Source organism: Microbacterium sp. SORGH_AS_0888 (assembly GCF_030818905.1).
GTDB lineage: Bacteria > Actinomycetota > Actinomycetes > Actinomycetales > Microbacteriaceae > Microbacterium.
Map to the genome: position 1 here is coordinate 877,588 of NZ_JAUTAZ010000001.1, position 20,805 is coordinate 898,392.

At 72.0% G+C, this 20,805-nt stretch carries 19 protein-coding genes; 6 read left to right on the forward strand and 13 right to left on the reverse strand.

The window, feature by feature from the left end; translation table 11 throughout:
• Window positions 1-59: 59 nt before the first annotated feature.
• The 4 genes from QE381_RS04310 to QE381_RS04325 all read left to right on the forward strand — a co-directional run bounded on the left by QE381_RS04310 (window position 60) and on the right by QE381_RS04325 (window position 5,138).
• Window positions 60-911: a fumarylacetoacetate hydrolase family protein gene (locus QE381_RS04310; RefSeq protein ID WP_307215797.1), complete on the forward strand. Its 852-nt coding sequence runs from the start codon at window positions 60-62 to the stop codon at window positions 909-911.
• Window positions 908-1,834, forward strand: coding sequence for an acyl-CoA thioesterase II (locus QE381_RS04315; RefSeq protein ID WP_307215799.1), 927 nt, complete (start codon window positions 908-910; stop codon window positions 1,832-1,834). Before QE381_RS04310 ends, QE381_RS04315 begins: the two co-directional genes overlap by 4 nt.
• Window positions 1,831-4,230, forward strand: a complete 2,400-nt coding sequence (locus QE381_RS04320) for a bifunctional salicylyl-CoA 5-hydroxylase/oxidoreductase (RefSeq protein ID WP_307215800.1) — start codon at window positions 1,831-1,833, stop codon at window positions 4,228-4,230. The genes QE381_RS04315 and QE381_RS04320 overlap by 4 nt, the downstream gene beginning before the upstream one ends.
• Window positions 4,231-4,409: 179 nt before the next feature.
• Window positions 4,410-5,138 carry a PaaX family transcriptional regulator C-terminal domain-containing protein gene (locus QE381_RS04325; protein WP_307220399.1) on the forward strand — a complete coding sequence of 243 codons (729 nt, stop codon included), beginning with the start codon at window positions 4,410-4,412 and terminating at the stop codon, window positions 5,136-5,138.
• Here the strand turns inward: QE381_RS04325 and QE381_RS04330 are convergent.
• The 10 genes from QE381_RS04330 to QE381_RS04375 form a co-directional block, all read right to left on the reverse strand.
• On the reverse strand, window positions 5,128-5,838 hold the full coding sequence (locus QE381_RS04330; protein ID WP_307215803.1) for a S9 family peptidase: 711 nt from the start codon (window positions 5,836-5,838) through the stop codon (window positions 5,128-5,130). The genes QE381_RS04325 and QE381_RS04330 overlap by 11 nt on opposite strands.
• Window positions 5,835-6,311 carry a cupin domain-containing protein gene (locus QE381_RS04335; RefSeq protein WP_307215804.1) on the reverse strand — a complete coding sequence of 159 codons (477 nt, stop codon included), beginning with the start codon at window positions 6,309-6,311 and terminating at the stop codon, window positions 5,835-5,837. Before QE381_RS04335 ends, QE381_RS04330 begins: the two co-directional genes overlap by 4 nt.
• Window positions 6,312-6,417: 106 nt before the next feature.
• Window positions 6,418-6,621, reverse strand: a complete 204-nt coding sequence (locus QE381_RS04340) for a hypothetical protein (RefSeq protein ID WP_307215806.1) — start codon at window positions 6,619-6,621, stop codon at window positions 6,418-6,420.
• A gap of 19 nt (window positions 6,622-6,640) precedes the next feature.
• Window positions 6,641-7,978 carry a phenylacetate--CoA ligase family protein gene (locus QE381_RS04345; protein WP_307215808.1) on the reverse strand — a complete coding sequence of 446 codons (1,338 nt, stop codon included), beginning with the start codon at window positions 7,976-7,978 and terminating at the stop codon, window positions 6,641-6,643.
• Window positions 7,979-8,012: 34 nt separating this feature from the next.
• Window positions 8,013-9,713 (reverse strand): thiamine pyrophosphate-binding protein, encoded by a 1,701-nt coding sequence (locus tag QE381_RS04350; protein ID WP_307215809.1) that lies wholly within the window; start codon window positions 9,711-9,713, stop codon window positions 8,013-8,015.
• Between the two features lie 2 nt (window positions 9,714-9,715).
• Entirely contained in the window at window positions 9,716-10,489 is a 774-nt protein-coding gene (locus tag QE381_RS04355) for a cyclase family protein (RefSeq protein WP_307215811.1), read from the reverse strand.
• Window positions 10,490-10,521: 32 nt separating this feature from the next.
• Window positions 10,522-12,114: an NAD(P)/FAD-dependent oxidoreductase gene (locus QE381_RS04360; RefSeq protein ID WP_307215813.1), complete on the reverse strand. Its 1,593-nt coding sequence runs from the start codon at window positions 12,112-12,114 to the stop codon at window positions 10,522-10,524.
• Window positions 12,111-13,835, reverse strand: a complete 1,725-nt coding sequence (locus tag QE381_RS04365; RefSeq protein WP_307215815.1) for a flavin reductase — start codon at window positions 13,833-13,835, stop codon at window positions 12,111-12,113. The genes QE381_RS04360 and QE381_RS04365 overlap by 4 nt, the downstream gene beginning before the upstream one ends.
• Before the next feature lies 1 nt (window position 13,836).
• Window positions 13,837-15,078, reverse strand: a complete 1,242-nt coding sequence (locus QE381_RS04370) for a styrene monooxygenase/indole monooxygenase family protein (protein ID WP_307215816.1) — start codon at window positions 15,076-15,078, stop codon at window positions 13,837-13,839.
• Between the two features lie 26 nt (window positions 15,079-15,104).
• On the reverse strand, window positions 15,105-15,884 hold the full coding sequence (locus QE381_RS04375; RefSeq protein ID WP_307215818.1) for an SDR family oxidoreductase: 780 nt from the start codon (window positions 15,882-15,884) through the stop codon (window positions 15,105-15,107).
• Between the two features lie 254 nt (window positions 15,885-16,138).
• Between QE381_RS04375 and QE381_RS04380 the strand changes: the two genes are divergently transcribed.
• Together QE381_RS04380 and QE381_RS04385 are read left to right on the forward strand one after the other, a co-directional pair.
• Complete coding sequence (locus QE381_RS04380; protein ID WP_307215820.1) at window positions 16,139-17,104, forward strand: AraC family transcriptional regulator; 966 nt, start codon at window positions 16,139-16,141, stop codon at window positions 17,102-17,104.
• A gap of 109 nt (window positions 17,105-17,213) precedes the next feature.
• A complete protein-coding gene (locus QE381_RS04385; protein ID WP_307215821.1) occupies window positions 17,214-17,699 on the forward strand; it encodes a Dps family protein in 486 nt (161 codons plus the stop codon).
• 64 nt (window positions 17,700-17,763) lie between these two features.
• On the opposite strand, the gene QE381_RS04390 is transcribed toward QE381_RS04385, so the two are convergent.
• From QE381_RS04390 to QE381_RS04400, 3 genes are read right to left on the reverse strand one after another with little or no spacing between them, the layout of a single operon-like run.
• The gene (locus tag QE381_RS04390; protein WP_307215823.1) at window positions 17,764-19,242 is read right to left on the reverse strand and encodes an amidohydrolase; all 1,479 of its coding nucleotides are present in this window, start codon (window positions 19,240-19,242) and stop codon (window positions 17,764-17,766) included.
• Between the two features lie 10 nt (window positions 19,243-19,252).
• On the reverse strand, window positions 19,253-20,251 hold the full coding sequence (locus QE381_RS04395; RefSeq protein WP_307215825.1) for an Fpg/Nei family DNA glycosylase: 999 nt from the start codon (window positions 20,249-20,251) through the stop codon (window positions 19,253-19,255).
• Window positions 20,251-20,796, reverse strand: a complete 546-nt coding sequence (locus QE381_RS04400) for a ribose-5-phosphate isomerase (protein WP_307215827.1) — start codon at window positions 20,794-20,796, stop codon at window positions 20,251-20,253. Before QE381_RS04400 ends, QE381_RS04395 begins: the two co-directional genes overlap by 1 nt.
• Between the last annotated feature and the right edge of the window lie 9 nt (window positions 20,797-20,805).

Here is a 20,805-nt window from a genome sequence, read left to right on the forward strand (position 1 = left end):
GACGCGATCGCTAGCAATATGTAATAGTCATGCCACCTCGACCGTGATCGGAAGTGACCATGAGACTCGCAACCGTACGCCTGCCCGACGGCGGCACGCGCGCCGCCGCGGCGGACGGCGACGACTGGAGGCTGCTGTCCGCACCCACCCTGGACGCCGCGATCGCGGCCGGCGACCTGAGCGCGCAGGCGGCCGCGGCTCGGCGCACCGGGGAGCGCGCCGCGGCGGCCGACGTCACGCTCCTTCGTCCCCTGCTCTCCCCGCGGAAGATCGTGTGCTGCGGGCTCAACTACCGCGACCACATCGCCGAGACCGGGCGCGAGACGCCCAGGCATCCGACGCTCTTCGCGAAGTTCGCCGACACGCTCACCGATCCGGGCGCCGAGATCGCCGTCTCGGGCTCGTCCGCCGTCGACTGGGAGGCGGAGCTCGCGGTCGTCGTGGGCGCGGACGTGACCCGTGCCACCGTCGCCGACGCACGGGCCGCGATCCTCGGCTACACGATCGCCAACGACGTGTCCATGCGCGACTGGCAGTCGCGCACGCTGCAGTGGATGCAGGGCAAGGTGTGGGATGCCACGACCCCACTCGGCCCCGTCGTCGTCACCGCCGACGAGTTCGACCCCGCCGACGGCGCGCGCATCGAGACGCTGATCGACGCGGAGGTCGTGCAGTCGAGCACGGTCGATCAGCTGCTCTTCGGCGCCGCGGAGCTCGTGGCCTACATCTCCCGGTTCCTGCGGCTCTCCCCCGGCGACCTCGTCCTCACCGGCACACCCAGCGGGGTCGGCCTCGGACGCACGCCGCGCCGGTACCTGAGCGACGGCGAGGTGCTCACGACGCGCATCGCGGGCATCGGGGAGCTGCGCAACCCGTTCCGCATCACCGAGGACGGGACGGTCTCGGCATGAGCGCAGACCTCCCCGACGCGCCGGATGCCGAGACCTTCCTCCGCGCGATCGCCCTCGCCGAGACGACGCCGACGCTCTTCGACCGCGCGTTCGAGGCGACGCCGCAGTACGTGCCGTGGCCCAAGGCCTACGGCGGCGACGCCGTCGCCCAGTCCCTCGCCGCCGCCTGGCGGACCGTGGGCGCCGACCGGGTCGCGCACTCCGCGCACTCCACGTTCCTCCGACCGGTCGAGGTGCTCGAACCCGTCCGGTACGAGGTCGAGCTGACCCGCGACGGGCGGGGCTACTCGACGCGCTACGTCCGCGGCATCCAACGCGACAGGCTCGTCTTCGCGAGCACCGTCTCCTTCCAGGTGCCCGAGCACGGTCCTCGGCACGCTCCCGCGGCCCACGCCGGCGGCTCACCCGACCGTCTCCCCACCACCGCGCAGGCCGTCGCCGCTCACGACGACGACGCCGCACGCTACTGGGGTCACGGCCGCAGCTTCGATCATCGCCACGTCGAGGGCGATCTGTACGGCACGCACACGCGCGACTCCTCCGACGCGCAGAACGTCTGGCTCCGTGCCTTCTCACGGCTGCCCGACGATCCGGTCCTCCATCGGCTCGCCATCGCGTACGTGTGCGACTACAGCATCCTCGAGCCCTCGCTGCGCGCCCTCGGGGCGACCTGGCGCACGCCCGGTCTCCAGACCGCGAGCCTGGACCACGCGATCTGGTTCCACGCCGACGCCCGCGCCGACGACTGGCTGCTCTACGCCCAGCAGAGCGCCGGCGTGCAGAGCGGTCGCGCGCTGAACCTCGGTCGCTTCTTCACCGGCGAGGGCGCCCTCGTCGCCACCGTCGCCCAGGAGGGGATGGTCCGCCTCCCCGATCGAGACCAACCGTGCACCACCCGACCTGAAAGGCAGGACGTGTCATGAAGATCGCCATCATCGGCGGAGGCCCCGCGGGACTCTACTTCGCCGCGCTCAGCAAGCAGCTCGACCCCGCCCACGAGATCGTCGTCTGGGAGCGCAACGCCGCCGACGACACCTTCGGGTTCGGTGTCGTCTTCAGCGACGAGACCCTGGGCGGCATCGAGAACGCGGACCGCCGGATCTTCGAGCAGATGCAGAGCCGGTTCGCGCGCTGGAGCGACATCGACGTGACCTTCGACGGGGTGGCGCACACGGTCGGCGGCCAGGGCTTCGCCGCGATGAGCCGCCGCGAGCTGCTGCTGCTGCTCCAGGAGCGCTGCGCCGAGCTCGGCGTCGAGATCCGCTTCCGTACCGAAGCTCCCCCGGTCGACGAGCTCTCCCACCAGTACGACCTCGTGGTCGCCGGCGACGGTCTCAACTCGCGGGTGCGCTCGTTCTACGCCGAGCGTTTCCGCCCGTCGCTGGACGTTCGGGCCTCCAAGTACATCTGGCTCGCGCTCGACAAGCCCCTCGAGGCGTTCACGTTCATCGTGAAGAACACGCCCTACGGCGTCATGCAGGTGCACGGCTATCCCTTCTCCGCGGACCGCTCGACCTTCATCGTCGAGATGCACGAGGACGTGTGGGTCGCGGCGGGCTTCGACGCCAGCCTGACCGAGTCCCTCCCGCCGGGCGTGAGCGACACCCGCTCGATCGACCGCATCCGCGAGCTGTTCGCGGACGAGCTCGGCGACGCGCAGCTGCTGGCCAACAACTCGAAGTGGATCAACTTCACGACCGTCCGCAACGAGCGCTGGTCGCACCAGAACGTGGTGCTCGTCGGCGACGCGGCGCACACGGCGCATTTCTCCATCGGCTCGGGGACCAAGCTCGCCATGGAGGACGCCCTGGCGCTCGCCGCCACCATCGCCGAGCAGCCCGACGTCGCCTCGGCCCTCGCGGCCTACGAGAGCGAGCGCCGCCCGGTCGTCCTGTCCACCCAGCGAGCGGCCCAGGCATCGCTGGAGTGGTTCGAGAACATCGGACAGTACACCGCGCAGGACGCCCTGCAGTTCACGTTCAACCTGCTCACCCGCTCGCGCCGCATCACCTTCGACGGCCTCGCACTGCGCGACGCCGACTTCGCCCGGCGGGTCCAGGCGAGCTTCGCGGAGCGAATCGGATCGGATGCCGACACCCCGGCACTGTTCCAGCCGCACCGGATCGGGGCGCTCGAGCTCAAGAACCGCATCGTCGTGTCCCCCATGGACCAGTACATGGCCGTCGACGGGGTCGCGGGCGACTTCCACCTCGCGCACCTCGGCAGCAAGGCGCTCGGAGGCGCCGGACTCGTGATGACCGAGATGATCGCGCCGAGCGCGACCGGACGCATCACCCTGGGCTGCGGCGGGCTGTACACCGATGAGCAGCGCGACGCCTGGGCGCGCATCGTCGACTTCGTGCACACGCACTCGACGGCGCGCATCGGCGCGCAGCTCGGTCACTCCGGTCGCAAGGGCTCGACGAAGCTGATGTGGGAGGGCATCGACGACCCGCTCACGGAGGGCGGCTGGCAGCCCGTCGGCCCCTCCGCGATCCCCTACGGCGAGGGCAGCGCCGTTCCGCGCGCGCTCACGCCCGCCGAGCTCGAGGCCATCGTCGACGACTACGTCGACGCGACGCGCCGGGCGGCCGAGGCGGGCTTCGATCTGCTCGAGCTCCACGCCGCGCACGGCTATCTGCTGTCCTCGTTCCTCAGCCCGCTCGCCAACACGCGCACGGACGAGTACGGCGGATCGCTCGAGAACCGCCTGCGCTTCCCGCTCGCCGTCTTCGACGCCGTGCGCGCCGCCTGGCCGGCCGAGCGCCCGATCGTCGTGCGCCTCTCGGCGAGCGACTGGGCGCCCGGCGGCAACACCGTGGCCGACGCGGTCGAGATCGCGGCCGCGTTCGTGGCCCACGGCGCCGACGGCATCGACGTCTCGAGCGGCCAGGTGGTGCGGCACGAGAAGCCCGCGTTCGGACGCAGCTACCAGACGCCGTTCGCCGACGCCATCCGCAATCGGCTCGCCGGCAGCGGTGCGACCGTGATCGCGGTCGGCGCGATCTCCTCCGCGGACGACGTGAACTCGCTGCTGCTGGCCGGACGCGCCGACCTGGTGGCGCTCGGGCGCACGCACCTCTGGGATCCGCAGTGGACGCTGCACGCCGCCGCCGACCTCGGGTACCGCGGTCCGGGAGCCGACTGGCCGTTGCCGTTCCGCGCCGGATCCCGCAAGCCGCCCACGGCGCGCACGGACGCGGTGCGCCCTCGGCTCGAGCTGCTCACCCGTCGCGCGCCCGAGCCCGTTCCCGTGCACACGCGCTGGATCGACGGGGCGCGCCGGGCCGTGGATGCCGAACCGCTCGTCGCCGGCTGACGAGGCGCCGGCCCCGTCGCGAACGCCGCGGGGCCGGCCGCCGTACGCTCGACGCATGGATGCGCGCAACGACGTCGAGCCCGCCGACGCGGGCACCGACCTCCTCCCCCGCACCGGCAGCGCCCGCTCTCGCGTGATGACGCTGATCGGTCTCTATCAGCGCGGGAGCCGGCGGCTGGCTGTCCTCCCTCGCCATCGTGCAGCTGGCCGAGGCGGCCGGGGTCGCCGGGCCGCTCGCCCGCACGGCGCTCACGCGGCTGAAGCAGAAGGGCATCCTCGTGCCGGAACGACGCGGACGCGTCGCCGGGTACCGTCTTTCCGAGGGGGCCGTGCGGCTGCTGGACGAGGGGGATCGCCGCATCCTGCAGCCACGCACCATGCGGCTCGACGACCCCTGGTGCGTGGTCTCGTTCAGCCTTCCGGAGTCCCGGCGCGCGCTGCGATCGCAGCTCCGGCGGCGACTGGCGCAGATCGGCTTCGGCCCTGTCGCGTCGGCGCTGTGGATCGGTCCGGACTTCCTGCGCGACGAGGTGCGCGGGGTGCTGGCCGAGCTGGACGTGCAGTCCCAGGCCGTGCTGTTCACGACTCCGCGGCCGATCGTGGAGGGATCGCTCGCGGATGCGGTGGCGCGCTGGTGGGACCTGGCGGCGATCGCTCATGCCCATCGCGCCTTCGCCGAGACCGTGCGCCCGCTTCTCGCCGACGAGCCGGACGAGGAAGAGGCGTTCCGGCGGTTCGTGACGGGCGTGGACGCGTGGCGGCCGCTGTCCTTCCTCGACCCGGGGCTGCCCTATGAGCTGCTGCCCGGGAACTGGCCGGGCCGCGAGAGCGCCATGCTGTTCCACGAGCTCAAGTGGCGATTCGCGGAGAGGGCGCAGCGCTACGCGGACCGCGTCATCACGGGGTGAGTGCGCGGCGGGTCCATTCCCGCACGAGCGGCCAGTGGCCTGCGGCGGGGTCGATGAGGACCATGTGTGCCAGCCGAGCGGGCTCGAGGTAGTCGACGGGCGCCCCGACCGTCCGTGCGGAGCGGACGAAGCCCTGGGACTGCGATACCGGGACCCGCTCGTCGTCGGCGCCGTGCACCACGAGGGTCGGGACCGACGACGGGCTCGGCGTCAGCGCGCGGTACGCCGCGGGGCGCTCGTCGGGAGCGGCGCCCATGAGCTCGGCGACCGCCCCCTCTCCGATTCCGTCGGCGTACCCGCTGACGAGGTCGGTGACGGGCGCAAGGGCCACGACCGCGTCCGCGTGCGCCGCCGTGAGCAGGGCGAGGTGCCCGCCGGCGGAGTGTCCGACCACCACCATCCGGGCCGCGCCGAGCTCGTCCCGGATCGCCCCGAGCGCCGCGATGACGTCCGCGCGCATCGCCTCGGCACCGTGCTCGCGGCGGTACTCGATGTTCGCGACGGTCGCCGCCCCGAAGGTCCGCGCCGCAGCGTGTACGAGCGGTGTCATGAGGTCCGCCGTGTGGCGCGGACGCCAGTACCCGCCATGGAGGAGGCACACGCAGACGCGATCGGCGGGCGCGCAGCGCAGTCGGACCCACTGGTCGTCATGCCCGCCATAGCGCAGGAGCCGCTCCGGCGCGGCCGCGACGTCGCTCACGCGCCGGGCACCGCGCCCGGCGGCAGGAAGTCGACGTCGTTGAGCGCGGAGAGGCGTACGACCTCCTCGGCGTCCTCGAGGTCGTGCAGCAGGCGGAAGAGGTTCGCGAGCTTGCCGCCCGGGCTCACCCAGAACATCGATGTCGCCGGCTCCTGTGCACGGTTGTAATAGGCATGGGCGATGCCCCGCGGCATCCGGACCGTGTCGCCCGCGCGTGCCGTGTGCCAGTCGCCGTCGAGGTAGAGCGTGTACTCGCCGGACAGCACATGGATGAACTCGTCCTGCGTGGGGTGCACGTGGGGCGGGACCCCCGTGCCGACCGGGTCGTTCGAGAGCCACGCGAACGTCGAGGCCGTCTCGATCTTGGAGACGTACCGGTGACCGAGGACGTTGAAGGTGTGCTCGGCGAAGGCCTCGTCGAGCCTCGTGATGCCCGGGTCCAGCGGACCGAGCACGATGTCGTCGGGATTCATGGGGATACCTCCTGGGTAGGGGCTCGGCACGGCGACCGAAGCGGAGCGAAGCACGAGGCCCGCCTCGAAACCTAGCGGTCGGGCGCTCGTCGGGGGAAGCATCGCGTCAGACGCCGGCGTCGATGAGGTGCTCGAACTCGATCGCGAGATCGGCGACGGCGATGCCGAGGGCGGCCAGCGCGACCCGGGCGTTGGAGATCGCCGCGGGAGGCAGATCGTCGCGAGCGACGAGGGCCTTCACGGTGTCGTACGCGGCGAGCAGATCGGTCTCCGCCGGGGTCAGCGGGGTGCCGAGGAGATCAGTGGTCATGGTCGTCGTCCTTTCGGGGTCAGCGAAGGTCCTGCAGGCGCTTGGCCTTCAGCTCGAATCGGGGAAGCGTGCCGACGGCCGCGCGCTCGATGATGAAGCGCAGCCCCTCGTGCGCGTCGGCGAGGTCGTCCTGCAGCCGCTTCGCGATCTGGGGCCACTCGGCGTCCGCGACGGATGCGGGCGGCTCGACCGCGAGGAAGATCTCGTCGCGCAGCTCGACCTTCTCGATGCGGATCTGGAACTCCTCGACGGGGTAGCCCCGGACGATCGCCTCCACCGCGCGCGGATACACGTTCGTGCCGCGGACGAGCTTCATGTCGTCGACGCGGCCGAGGATCCCACCCTCGTACAGGTCCCAGGTGCGGCCGCTGCCGCCCGCCGTGTACGGCACCTTCACGACGGCATCCCCCGTCCGGTACTTGATGAGGGGGATGATCCCGCGACCGAAGGAGGTCGTGACCCGCTCGCCGCGTTCGCCGTAGGGCAGCTCGCGCAGCGTGTCGGGGTCGAACACCTTCTCGAGGATGTGGTCCTCGATGATGTGGCAGCCGCCGGGCTGGTCGGCCGGCTCGAACATGAAGATCGTCGAGATCTCGGTCATCCCGGCGGTGTCGTAGGCTTTCGCGCCCCACTCGGCCTCGATGAGCGCCTTCGTCTCGGGGATCATGCCCGCCGGCTCCCCCGAGAGGATGATCGTCCGCACGGGAGACGCGGGCAGGTCGATGCCGAGCTCACGCGCCTCCTGCGCCATCCGGAACGCATAGGTGGGAGTGGTCGCCACGACCGTCGCCTCGAAGTCGATGATCTGCCGCACCCGCTGGGTCGTCGTCTGCGCGCCGCCGGGGATCGTCAGCGCGCCGATCTTCTCCAGTCCGTTGTGCAGCCCCCAGAACCCGATGAAGGAGCCGTAGCCGAAGGCGACGTAGCCGACGTCATCGGGTCGCACTCCCGCACCCCACAGCGCATAGCACCACATCTCGGCCGACCAGAACCAGTCCTTGCGCGAGTCGAGGGCGCGCAGCGGCGTGCGTCCGGATGTTCCGGAGGTCGTGTGGAGGCGGATGGCCCCGGGGGCGCCGACGACGGGGATGTCGCCGTAGGGCGGGAACTCGGCCTGGTTGGCCATCCACTCGTCGCGCGTGAGGAAGGGGATGCGCTCGTAGTCGTCGAGGCTCTTCAGCTGCTCGGACGAGAACCCGGCCGCGCGGTACTTGCGCCGATAGAGCGGGCTCCGGGATTCGGCCCACTCGACCGTGCGACGCAGCTTCGCCAGCTGCAGGGCAGCCAGCTGCTCACGGGGCAGGGTCTCGGTCTTCGGATTCCAGAACGGGCTGCGCCCGTCGGAGGTAGGGGTCATGGCAGGGTCCTCTCGGGGTGGGGTAAGGGAGTGGTCAGTGGCCGCGGAACGCCTCGTGCAGCCACCAGGCGCCGCCGTCGGACGCGATCTTCGCGTCGATGACGAGAGGCGCGGCGGGCTCGGAGTCGAGCCAGACGGAGACGGCGTCGAGGTCGGCGACCGCGCGCACGGTGAGCCCGGTGGCTCCGTAGCCGCGGGCGATGGCCGCGATGTCGGTGTCGGGGAAGACCACGGTGTCCACGTCGACATCCGGGTCGGCGTCGGCGAAGTGGTGCACCTCGGCGCCGTAGGCGGCGTCGTTGTAGACGACCACGACGAGCGGCAGCGCGAGTCGCACGGCCGTCTCGAGCTCAGCGATCGCCATGAAGAAGCCGCCGTCCCCCGTGCCGAGCACAGGAAGCCGCCCGGGCTGGGCGAGCGCCGCGCCGATCGCCGTCGGCAGGCCCAGCCCGATCGACTGGAACGCCTGCGTGAAGCAGAAGCCGAACTCGTCGGGCACCCGCAGGTACTGGCTGGGATAGCCCATGAAGTTGCCGGAGTCGATCGAGACGATGCGCTCGATCGGGAGCAGCTCGTCGAGCCGGGCACTGAGCACACGGGGGTCGATCCGGCCGTCGCCGGACAGATCCGGGGTCGGCGTCTGGTTCCAGCGGGCGGAGGCGGAGATCCGGGCGGCGACCTCCGGCGTGCGGTATCGGGCCGCCGATCCGCCGCGTGCACGGAGGGCGTCGGCGAGGTCCCGCGCCGTGAGCGCGGCGTCGCCGAGCACCCCGAGCGCGACCGGCCGGTGCGCGCCGAGGGCGAGCGGGTCGTCGTCGATCTGGACGACGCGGGCGCCGGTGCCGACGAGGCTCCCGTGGCGCATCGTCCACATGTTCAGGGCACAGCCCACGCCGATGAGGAGGTCGGCGTCGGAGATGAGCTCCGCGGCGAGGGGCGAGGAGAAGCCCCCGGATATGCCGAGCGCGAACGGATCGCCGGCGAAGAGCCCGTTGGCGACCGCCGAGGTCGCCAGGAGCGCGCCGGCCGCCTCCCCCAGCTCCCGCAGCTCCGGGCCCGCCGCACGCGCGCCGCGCCCTGCGACGATCACCGGACGGCGCGCGGCGGCGATCAGGTCGGCGACGGCGGCGACCTCGGATGCGGCGGGTCGGGTGGCGCGCGCGGCGACCGGACCGACCGCGGGCGGCACCGCGGGAGCAGCGGCCGCCTGCACGTCGAGCGGCAGGTTGAGCACGACTGTGCGTCGCCCGGCCCGTGCGGCGGTGTAGGCCCGCACGACGTCGGCGACCGCGCTCGCTGCGCTGTGCACGCGCTCGGCGGCCGCGCCGACGCTGCGAGCCAGCGCCGGCTGGTCGATCGTGAAGTTCGAGAGCACCGATGCCCCTGCTGTCTCCGCCGTGAGCACGATCACCCCCGAGCGGCTCTTGGCCGCCTCGCCGATCCCGGTGATCGCGTTCGTGAGCCCGCACCCCTGGTGCACGCTCACCAGCGCGATGTCGCCCGACATCCGCGCGTAGGCGTCGGCCATGGTCGCCGCCCCGCCCTCGTGACGCGCCGCCGTGAACGGGACGCCCCGCGCACGCAGCGCGTTGGTGACCGCGAAGTTCCCGCTGCCGACGACGCCGAAGCAGTGTCCGACGCCCAGTCGCACGAGGGTGTCCGCGACGAGCTCCGCGACGGTCGTGACGGGGACGGCCGCCTCGCGGGCGGAGAGGGTCGTCTCGGCCGTGTCCATCGTCACGCCTCCACGAGGGCGAACACGCGGCTGGGGCTCGCCGTCCCGCCCACGATCGGCAGCGGCGCGACGATGATCACCGCGCCCGTCGGTGGGAGCTCGCCGAGGTTCTGCAGCGAGGTGAGCCCGTACTTGTCGTGGCCGAGCAGGTGGTAGTGGGCCGGGAACGGCGGGTCGAGCTCGGCGCCGCGTCCGGCGTCGATGCCGACCGTCTCGACGCCGTATCCGGAGATCGGGCGCTCGGTCGCCAGCCACAGCGCGGTCTCCACCGCGATCCCCGGCGTGTGGGAGCCGGACTCGTCGGCGTTCAGGAACGCCTCCTGCGAGTCGGAGTACTGCTCCCAGCCGGTGCGCAGCAGCAGCCAGGAGTTCTCCGGGAGGGGGCCGTGCTCGGTCTCCCAGTCCTGCACGTGGGAGATCTGCAAGAGGAAGTCGGGGTCCGCGGCGACGTGCTCCCGCACGTCGATCACGACGGCCGGGCCCACGAGGCGCTCGGGCTCGATCTGCGAGACGTCCTTGCCGTGGCGACCCGAGATCCAGTGCACGGGTGCGTCCAGGTGCGTGCCGATGTGCTCGCCCACGTGCAGGTTCTGGTGCTTCCACAGGGGTCCGAGGTCGTCGAACTCCGCGACGACCTCGGCGGAGAAGTCGATGAGGTTCGCGAACGGCGCGGGGAGCCGGAGCGTGGGCGTGTCCGGCGAGAGCGTGTTGGTGAGGTCGACGATGCGCAGACGACCTGCGGCGAGCGCGGCGAGCACGGTGGCGGTGAGGGTCATGGGAGCTCCTTCGGGGGTGTGGGGACGAACGGTCATCGGCGGGAGGCGAGGAGGCGTTGGGCGACGAGGTGGCCGCTGCCGGCGCCGAGCCCGGGGCCCGGGTGCGTGGCGGCGCCGATGTGCCACACGCCGCGGACGCCCGTCCGGTGGCCGGCGCCGCCGGCGAACGGCCGCCACAGGAGGTTCTGATCGAGGGTGGCGGCCCCGGAGTAGGGGTCGCCGTCGATCGCGTTGGCGTTGTAGGCCTCGAGGTCGGCCGGCGAGATGATGTCCCGTCCGAGGACGCTGGCGGTCACCCCCGGCGCGTACTCCTCGAGACGGCCGAGCACGCGATCGAGGAACCCCTCGCGCAGTGCGGCGTCGGTCCAGCCGCGGGATGCCGGCAGCCGCTCGGCCGCATCCGCCACGGGATGCGTGGGCACCTCCTGCAGCTGCAGCCAGAGAGTCGCGCCGCCCGCGGGGGCACGGCCGGGGTCGAGCACGCTCTGCTGGCCGACCACGACGGTCGGACGCTGCGGGATGACGCCGGCCGAGGCCTGCGCGACCGCGACGCCGGTCGAGTCGGATCCTTCGGCCAGGTGGACCAGCGGCACCTCGGACAAGCGTGCATCGCGCCACGGCACGGGCCGGTCGAGCGCGAGGTGGATCTGCATCGCACCTCGACCGGGCAGGTAGCCCGCTGCCTTGTCGCGCCCGGCCCGGGCGGAGGCGACGCCCTTCAGCAGGGTCTCGTAGAGGGCCCGCGGTGCGACGCCGGCGACGACCCGGTCCGCGGCGATCGTGCCCTCCGAGGTCCGTACCGCGCGCACCCTGCCGGATTCGACCACGATCTCCCGGGCGGTGTGGCCGGTGCGGATGTCGACGCCGAGGTCGGTGAGCAGCGAGGTGAAGGCGTCGACGAAGCGCGCCGCGCCACCGACCACGATCGGAAGGCCGGCCTGATGCATCGTGCCCGCGAACACCGGCAGCATGACGCCGCCGGAGGCGTGATCGGGCCCGAGCCCGGCGTGCAGCAGCCACGGCACCCAGAGCGCGTCGACCTCGGGCCCCGCGAACCGTCGTGCCGCGAAGCTCCTGCCGCTCGCGAGCGCGTCCTTCGCGAGCTCGGAGATCCCCGAGGCACCCAGGCTCCGCCAGGCCTTCCAGCCGAGAGCGGCCAGGGCCCTGCGGCGCCCGAGGTCGGCGCCGAGCGCGCCGAAGACGACGGGCCCGCGCGGACCGAGCTCGCCGAGCATCGCGAGGTAGGCCGCCGCATCCGCCTCGCTCGGCAGCGCCGCGGCGGTCCGCTCCGCATCGCGGTAGGCGATGACCGCACGATGTTCGCCCCGTCTCGTGAACGCCGTGGCCGTCAGCGCACCCTCGGTGTTGGCGTACTCCAGCCCGTGGCGGTGGAGCTCGGCGCCGAGCTCGGCGTAGGCGGGGCCCGACACGAAGAGCGGATGCCACGACGAGAAGGTGTCGTGCACGTATCCGGGGAGCGTCCGCTCGCCGGAGTCGATGAACCCTCCCAGTCGCGCGTTCGACTCGACGATCGTCACGTGGCGCCCGGCACGCGCGAGCTCGGCGGCGGCGACCATGCCGTTGATCCCGCCGCCGATCACGACGATCCGGTCGGTCGCGCTCATGAGGTCACCGACCGGTGGCGTGCCGTGTCGTGGTAGGCGCCGCCGTGGAAGACGAGCGGGTCGTCGGGGTGGTATTCGTACCGTTCGACCTCGCCGACGTAGATCACGTGATCGCCGGCGTCGTGACGGGCCACCGTGCGGCACTCGAACGTCGCGAGGGCTCCCTCGAGCACCGGCACGCCGGCGCGTCCCTCCCGGATCGGCACCCCGGCGAACTTGTCCGTTCCCGGCAGCGCGAACTGGCGGGACAGGTGGTGCTGCGAGCTGGCGAGGACGTTGATCGCGAAGTGCGTCGCATCGGTGAAGTCCGACAGGCTCGCCACGTGCTTGCCGGGACACCAGAGCACGAGCGGGGGATCCATCGAGACGGACGCGAACGAGTTCGCGGTCATTCCGACCAGGTGCCCGTCGGCGGCCCGCGTCGTGATGACCGTCACCCCCGTCGCGAACTGCCCGAGAGCGTTGCGGAAGTCGCGCAGGTCGAACCGGGCGTCCCTCTCGGACTCGCGCGCGGCCAGGAACTCGGCGGCCGCCGTCTCGTCGCTCCACCACGGGAAGAGGGTGCGCGGGTCGTCGAAGCCGGCCACGATGGCCTGGGCGAGGGTGGGCACGGATTCGGCCGCCTCGATGAGACGCAGCTGCGCGGGGCGCAGCCCCTGCAGCATCCCGTTGGTCCAGGCGGTCGACCATTGGCCCCATCCGCGCCAGTAGTCCTCGAACGTCCGCCGCATCCACTCCGCGTCGAACGGCTTGTCGCCCCGGCGCACGATCGCGTCGAGGTAGTGGTGCGCCGCGATCGACGCGTTGTTGGACCCCTGCCCCGTCAGCGGGTCGTTGAGCACCGCGGCATCGCCCAGGGCGAAGACCGAGCGCCCGCTGGCGAGGGTTCCCACCGGGACCCTGACGGTCGGGGTGACCCGTCCGCGCAGGGTCGCGCCCTCGTCCGTGAGCCGTGCGCCGACGAACCGCTCGGCCTCGTCGGGGAGGTGGTCGGCCAGCAGCTCCATCGACCGGGTGAGATGCTCGGCCGGGGTGGAGACGTCGTCCCATCGGTCGAAGGGGCCGCCGGGAACGCCCTCGAAGACCATCATCCGGCAGGGCCCCGAGACGGTCAGGCCCGGGAAGGTGAAGAACTCTCCGACGCCCGGGAGCACGGACAGCCGGATCCGATGGGGCTCGGCGTCCTCGTCGGCGGCCGTGACGTAGGTGACGGCGCTCACGCGCTGCGGGCGGTCGAAGGGGCTGCGGCCGTGGTCCGTCGCGAACAGCTGCGAGAGCTCGCCCTTTCCGGTGGCGACGACGACGAGGTCGTAGCCGGCGGCGAGGGACTCCAGCAGCGGGACGCCGGCGTGCTCGATGCGGAAGTCGCCCCCGTCGCGCACGAACCGCTCGATCCACTCCGCGCACTTGACCCGCTGGTCGATCGAGAGCGCGGGCCGGTCCAGGGACGCGGCCCAGGGCTCGACGAGCCCCGGGACCGCGAACCGGATGCCGGATATCTCCACGCCCGCCGCGCCGTCCGCGCACGCGGCGACGTCCTCCTGGGCGGCGAGCGCGGAGCCGAACATGCACTGGCTGGAGAGGATGTTGCCGGTGCGGATCTGCTCGGCGGAGCGCTCGGAGATCAGGGTGACCGCGTAGCCCTCGTCGTGCAGCCCCAGCGCGAGCTGGGCTCCGGCCTCGCCGGCGCCGATGATCGCGATCCTGCGTCCGCCCGGCATGTCAGACCCCCGCGCCCGCGGCGACGCCGGCGATGTAGCGCTCGGACCCCTCCGGGTCCAGGAACCAGCTGCCGAAGTCCGACGGGTCGTCGAAGCCGTTGGCGAAGCGGTCGGCGATCGGCGGGAACTGAGAGGCGGCGCCGAGGACGTTCAGCAGGTGGGGCGGCGGCGGCACGAGGAACGCGTTGGTCCAGGTGACCACGGGCTCCGCGACCGTCCAGTAGCGCTCGAAGACCTGTTCCTTCCACGCGTCGTCGTACTCGCCGTCGCCCTGCTCCACGATCGAGGAGAGATAGCTCTGGGCGCAGCGCGAGGCGTTGTTGGATCCCTGACCGGTGATCGGGTCGTTGAGGACGACGACATCCGCCATTCCGAGGACGGTCCGCCCGGAGGGCAGCGTCACGAGGGGCTTCCGGACAGTCGGCGCGAAACGCCCCTGGAGCACGCCCAGCTCGTCGGTGAGCGAGGCGTCCGCAGCGCGGGCGTGCTCCCACGGCAGGAAGGTCTTGAGGATGTCCTTGGATATCTCGAAGTGCTCCGCCGCGCCGCCGGCGCCGGCGAAGCGGTCCATGGGGCCGCCCGGAATGCCCTCGAACACCATGATGTGGCAGGGTCCGGACAGCGTGAGCGCGGGGAAGACGAAGTACTCGCCGACGCCGGGGATGAGGTTGAACGCGACCTTGGGCAGGTCCGCATCCGGCGTCAGGCCGTGCACGTAGGTGAGCGCGAGCGCCCGCTGCGGCGCGTCGAACGTCGAGCGCGCGGCGTCCCGCTCGAACAGCCGCGCGATCTCGCCCTTGCCTGCGGCGACCAGCACGAGCTCGTCCTCCGAGGTGTAGCGCTCCAGGTCGTCGATGCCGGCGTCCTCGAAGACGAGCTCGCCGCCGCGCTTCTCGAAGAGCTCGATCAATGCCGGGAACTTGAGCCGCTGGTCCACGGACTGCGCGGGCGCGTCGAGCCTCCCGGTCCATCCCAAGAGCTTCTCGCCCGGCGCCTCCGGGTTCGGCACCGCGAGTCCGACCCCCTCGACGGGCGGCGCGTCGGGCCACAGGTCGGCGCCGACGGCGGCCTCGTACTGCAGCGGCGTGTGGAACATGCACTGGCTGGAGGCCACGCGACCGGAACGGATGTCGTCGGGGGTGCGGTTGGAGATCAGGCGCACCTCGAAGCCCTGTGCGAGCAGGCCCAGACCCAGTTGGAGGCCGGACTGGCCGGCGCCGACGATGGTGATACGACGGGACATTGCGATGCCTTTCGTTGTGGATGCGGTCACTCGGCCGCGAGGAGAGGGATGGTGGGGTCTTTCTGCTCCGGGCCGAGGGCGGAATAGCCGCCGTCGACGGCCCAGTCGGCGCCCGTGACGCCGCTGGCCAGGTCGCTCGCGAGGAACGCCACGACGTTCCCGACCTCGTCGGGGCGTCCGACCCGGCCGAGGATGTGGAAGGGCGCGGCGACCCGGTCGGTCTTCGCGAGGTCCCCGCCGCTGAGACCGTCCATGATGTTCGACCACGTCCATCCGGGGCTCACCGAGTTCACCCGGATGCCGTCCGGCTGCAGGTCCAACGCCATCGCGCGGGTGAGCTCGACGATCGCCGCCTTGCTCGTGGGATACACCCACCGGCCGGTCTGCGCGACCTTGGCCGAGATGGAGGTGAAGTTGATCACGGCAGCGTGGGCGGACGACGCGAGGTGGGGGCGGGCCACGGCGACGACGCGCACGGCGCTGACGAGGTTCACGTCCAGCGCCGTCAGCCAGTCGGCCCGCGACGTGTCGGCGCCGTTGTCGAGATAGGTCGCGGCGAGGTTCACGACGATGTCGATGCCGCCGTGGCGCGACACCGTGTCCGAGACGAGCCGCTCCAGCTGCACGTCGTCCGTGATGTCGATCCGCCGCGCGTCGACGTCCGCGGGCAGAGCGGCGAGCCCCTGCTCGTCGATGTCGGCCACGACGACCGTGGCACCCTCTGCGCGGAGGGCGTCCACGACGCCGCGACCGATCTTCGTCGCCCCTCCGGTGACGATCGCGACCCGTCCGTCCAGTCCGCTCATCTTGACCTCCTGTCCCTCGCGCCGGATGGTCCCTGCGCGACGTGTGTGGAGGCAGTCAAGCGACTGCGCGAAGACGGGTACTATCCATCCAACGCAGCATCCATCCGAAAACCGTCGCGGAAACGACACGCTTTCGCCCTCGAAACACCGCAGTAACGTGGGGGCAGGTGTTCGCCCCCTCGCCGTGACCGAACCGCTCCGGGAGGCCACACGTGACTCTGTCGCCTCCGGCCCGCCTGCCACGCCCTTCCGATGTGCTCGCGACCCGTCAGGGCGTCCGCGCGGGCGACGTCGACGAGGCGAACGACCTCATCGCGAACCTGTTCTGCGCGCATACGCTCGTGCCCCTGGAGCAGGGCGTGCAGCTGACCCTGCGCTCGGCGCACGCCGGTCCCGTCGGGCTGGAGCTGCTCAACTACGGCGAGGGGGTGCGCATCTCCCCCGTCGGCCTCGGCGAGTTCCATCTGGTGCAGATCCCGCTGCGCGGTCGCGCTCGCATGCGCGTGGGGGGCACGGTCGTCGAGTCGTCGCCGCAGCGGGCCACGGTGCCCCCGATCGACCGCGACTTCGTGATGGAGTGGAAGGACGACACCCCCCACCTCATCGTCTACGTCGACCGCGAGGAACTGCTGCGGGTCGCCTCCGTGATGTGGAGCATCGAGGATCCCTCACGCCTGCGACTCGCACCGGGACTCGAGCTGGGCACACCCGCCGGGCAGGCCTTCCTCCGTTCCGTCCTCGAGCTCCACGACGTCCTCGATGCGCCGAACGCACCCAACGGCGAGCTGTCGCGCAAGCTGGCCGCCGAGCTCATGGTGAGCCGGCTGCTGCTCGCGGTCGACAGCTCGGTCGCCCGCTCGCTGGAGAGCTGGCAGGCCCCCGCGACCTCCCACAGCAGCGACCAGACCTACCGTCGCTTCGTCGCCGCCGCCGAGCAGTCGCCGATCGAGGATCTCACGCCCCTCGAGATCGCCCGCATGCTGGGGATGCCGTTGCGGACCCTGCAGGAGCACGTGCACCGGGCGTCCGGGTCGACCCCGTCGGTGCTGCTGCGTGAGATGCGCTTCCGTCGTGCCCACGAACGGCTCCGCGGCTCGGATCCGTCGCGGACGACCGTGACCGCCATCGCCGAGGCGTGCGGCTTCGGACATCTCGGACGCTTCGCCGGCGAGTACAAGCTGCGTTTCGGCGAGTCTCCCGCTGAGACGCTGCGGCGCTGATCCCGCCCGAGGCGGCTGATAAGCCCAGCCTCAACTTGCTTGCGGAATGCGCACGGATCACTAGCGTTGTGGTCATACAGAAGTTTTCTGTCGAGACGGAGGCATGATCATGACAGACACCCAGCAGGTTCAGGCGGCGGCGGTCGACCCCACGACGGCGGCGGGCACGGCCCAGTTCCTCTCGCCGGTCGTGCTCGGTCTCGAGGCTCTCGTCGTCAACGGCAAGCAGGCGCACTGGCACGTGCGCGGCGCGAACTTCATCGGCGTGCACGAGCTGTTCGACACCGTGGTCTCGCACGCGCAGGACTGGGCCGACACCGCGGCTGAGCGCATCGTTGCCCTGGGCCTCCCGATCGACGCCCGCGTGCAGACGGTCGCCGCGAAGGCGCAGGCCACGGCGGTCCCCGCCGGGTTCACGCAGTCGGATGTCGCCATCCGCGCCCTCATCGCCGACATCGACGCCATCCTCGTCGACGTGCAGGCCGCGATCGACGGGCTCGACGAGATCGACCTCTCGAGCCAGGACGTCGCGATCGAGATCAAGCGCGGCCTCGACAAGGACCGCTGGTTCCTCTTCGCGCACCTCGCCGCCTGAGACGCTTCCTCGAACGAAGGCCCCGGTTCTCCGCCGGGGCCTTCGTCGTTCCGCCTGCCCCGCGTCAGAGCAGGTGCGTCACGCGACCGCCGAGCAGCGTCGCACGCACCGGCATGGCGCGCAGTCCCGGCTCGTCCGCGGTCGTCGGATCGGCATCCACCAGGACCACGTCGGCGGGCGAGCCGACCGCGATGGTCGACGGGTTCTGCGAACCTCCTCCGGTCGACGCGGCCAGCGCGACCTCGAGGGGCACGGTCTCCTCGGCGTGCCACGGGCTGTCGCCGTCGCGGGAGCGGAAGACGGCGGCGGCGATCGCCCGCCATGGATCGAGCGGCGCGACCGGCGCATCGGAGCCGAAACGGAGATCCGCGCCCGCCGCGTGAAGCGAGCGCAGCGGGTAGGCCAGAGCGGTCTGAGCCGCCCAGAGGGCGTCGACGAGAGCGCGATCGTCCAGCGCGTGCTCGGGCTGGACGCTGGCTGCCACCCCGAGACGACCGAAACGGGCCAGGTCGGCGTGCGCGACCAGCTGGGCGTGCTCGATCGTGCCGACCGCGCCGCTGACGGCGAAGGCGTCCAGCGCAGACGAGTTCGCGACGTCCCCGATCGCGTGCACGGCGCACGCGAGCCCCGCGCCCGTCGCGCGCGTCAGGAGGGCGGCGAGCTCGTCGGGACCGACGGTGAGCACGCCCGTGTCGCCCTGCGCGTGGGCGTGCGTGCACGCCGCCGTCCGTGTGCCGAGCGAGCCGTCGCTGATGATCTTGAGCGGCCCCATGCGGACGAGGCCGTCACCCAGCGGATCTCCCGAGCGCAGCCCCGCCGCGATCGCCGCATCCAGATGCTCCGGATAGACGCCGTAGGAGACGCGCAGGAGGTCGAGACCGCGCGCGACCCGGCGTTCCCACGCCTCGTGGTTCCACGCGAGGTCGAGATCGACCACCCCGACGACGCCGCGGGCGGCCGCTCGCCGGGCCATCGCCGTCACGAGCGTGTCGGCGGTGTCGGGGTCGACCGCGTTGAGGCGCCGGGAGATCTCGAACGCCGGCTCCTCCCGCAGCACGCCGTCCGGCGAGATCATGCCCTCGCGCCGCAGCGCCGCGCTGTTGAGCCACGCGCTGTGGACGTCGGCGTTGACGAGGTAGGTGGGGATGTCGCCGGTCGCCGCGTCGAGCACGTCGAGCGAGGGGGCATCGGGCCAGAGGGCGTCGCGGTAGCCGGTGCCCACCCGGCGCCCGTCGGCGAGCACCGCCGCGCCGGCCATCTCGTGTGCGGCCTCGACGGCCGAGGCGGCGCCGGCGAGCTCGTGTCGCTGGCTGGCGAGCGCCCACTGCGTGACGTGCACGTGGTGGTCCCAGAGACCGGGGACCAGCCACGCCCCCGCCCCGTCCAGCACAAGGCCGCGGGGGCGCACCGCGCCCGCGGGGGCGATGTCCGCGATCCGCCCGTTCTCGAGGAACACGTCGAACGGACCGTCGTCGGGCAGCAGCTCGCTGCCCGGACCCGCGATGCGCACGCCCGTGACCGTGCCCGCTCTCTCGCCGATCATGGCCGCATCCTCACGCCTGGCAGCGCGGGCACCAGTAGAGCTTGCGCGCGGCCATCTCCTCGAGCACGATCTGCGTCCCGCAGACGCGGCACGGCAGGCCCGCCCGGTGATAGACCCAGTGCCGGTCGTCCCGGCTGGCCATCGCGGCGCGCCACTGCTCGGGCGTCAGGTCGTCCATCGTCATCATCTGACCGGTCTCGACGCCGATCCTCAGCAGCCGCACCCAGTCCCGCCAGAGCTCGCGCACCACGCCCTCGGGCACGTCGCGACCGGGCGTGTGCGGGTTCTGCCGCGCACGGAAAAGCATCTCGGCGCGGTACACGTTGCCGATGCCGCTCACGACGTTCTGGTCCATCAGCAGCAGGCCGATGGGCGTGCCCTTGCGCCGGACGGCCGCGACGAAGCGCTCCTCCCCCTCGGCTGGATCGCCCACCAGCGGGTCCGGCCCGAGTCGTGCGATCGTCGCCAGCATCTCGTCCGGGGTCTGCACCTCACAGGCGGTGGGGCCACGCAGGTCGGCGCAGGTGAGGTCGGTGAGGAGGCGCAGGCGCACCTGCCCGACGATCGGCGGCGGCCACGCGTCCTCGGTGGCGAGGCCGGTGGTCTGCTCCGACATCCGCACGTGCACGCGAGCGCGGCGCGGAGCACCGATCGAGGAGAGCGAGTTCTCGCCGGCAGCGTCCATGACGGTCTCATCCGGCAGGATCGTGCCGCGCTGGTTCGTCTGGCCCATGCGCCCGTTCGCGCTCGCGATCGTGGGATCGACCGCGATCTCGCCGGCGAAGTCCCACGCGCCGTAGAGCCCCAGGTGCACCCGCAGCCACAGCTCGCCGTCGAATCCGAGGAACATCTGCTTCCCGACCGCGCGCGCCTCCAGCAGCTCGCGCCCGTCGAGCAGCGAGGCGCCTTCCGCGAAGCGTCCCTGGGGGCTGGAGGCCGCGACGTTCCGCCCGACGAAGTTGCGGTCGAACTGCCGGGCGATGCGGTGGACGGAATGCCCTTCGGGCATCAGCCCGCTTCCGGGTCGAAGCTCGAGCTCTCGTCGGCGAGCACATCCGGCTGCGTCGCCCCGGCCCGGGGGTCCGGCAGGAGCGAGCCGTCGCGCTCGAAGTCGGCGATCTGGGCGATGCGGCGCACGTGCCGCTCCTCGTTCGAGAACGGCGTCGCGATGAAGCGGTCGATGAAGGACGCCGCCTCCTCGAACGTGTGCTGGCGAGCGCCGATCGCGATCACGTTCGCGTCGTTGTGCTGGCGGGCGAGCTCGGCCGTCGAGATGTTCCACACGAGCGCGGCGCGGATCCCCTGCACCTTGTTCGCGGCGATCTGCTCGCCGTTGCCCGAGCCGCCGAAGACGACGCCGAGCGTCTCGATGCCCTGGGCCTGATCGCACACGACGGCCTGAGCGGCGCGGATGCAGAAGGCCGGGTAGTCGTCGACGGGATCGTACTCGACGGGTCCGTGGTCCACGACGTCGTGGCCCTGAGCGGCGAGGTGCTGCTGCAGCTGGGTGGAGAACTCCAGACCGGCGTGGTCGGTCGCGATGTGGATGCGCATGATCTCTAT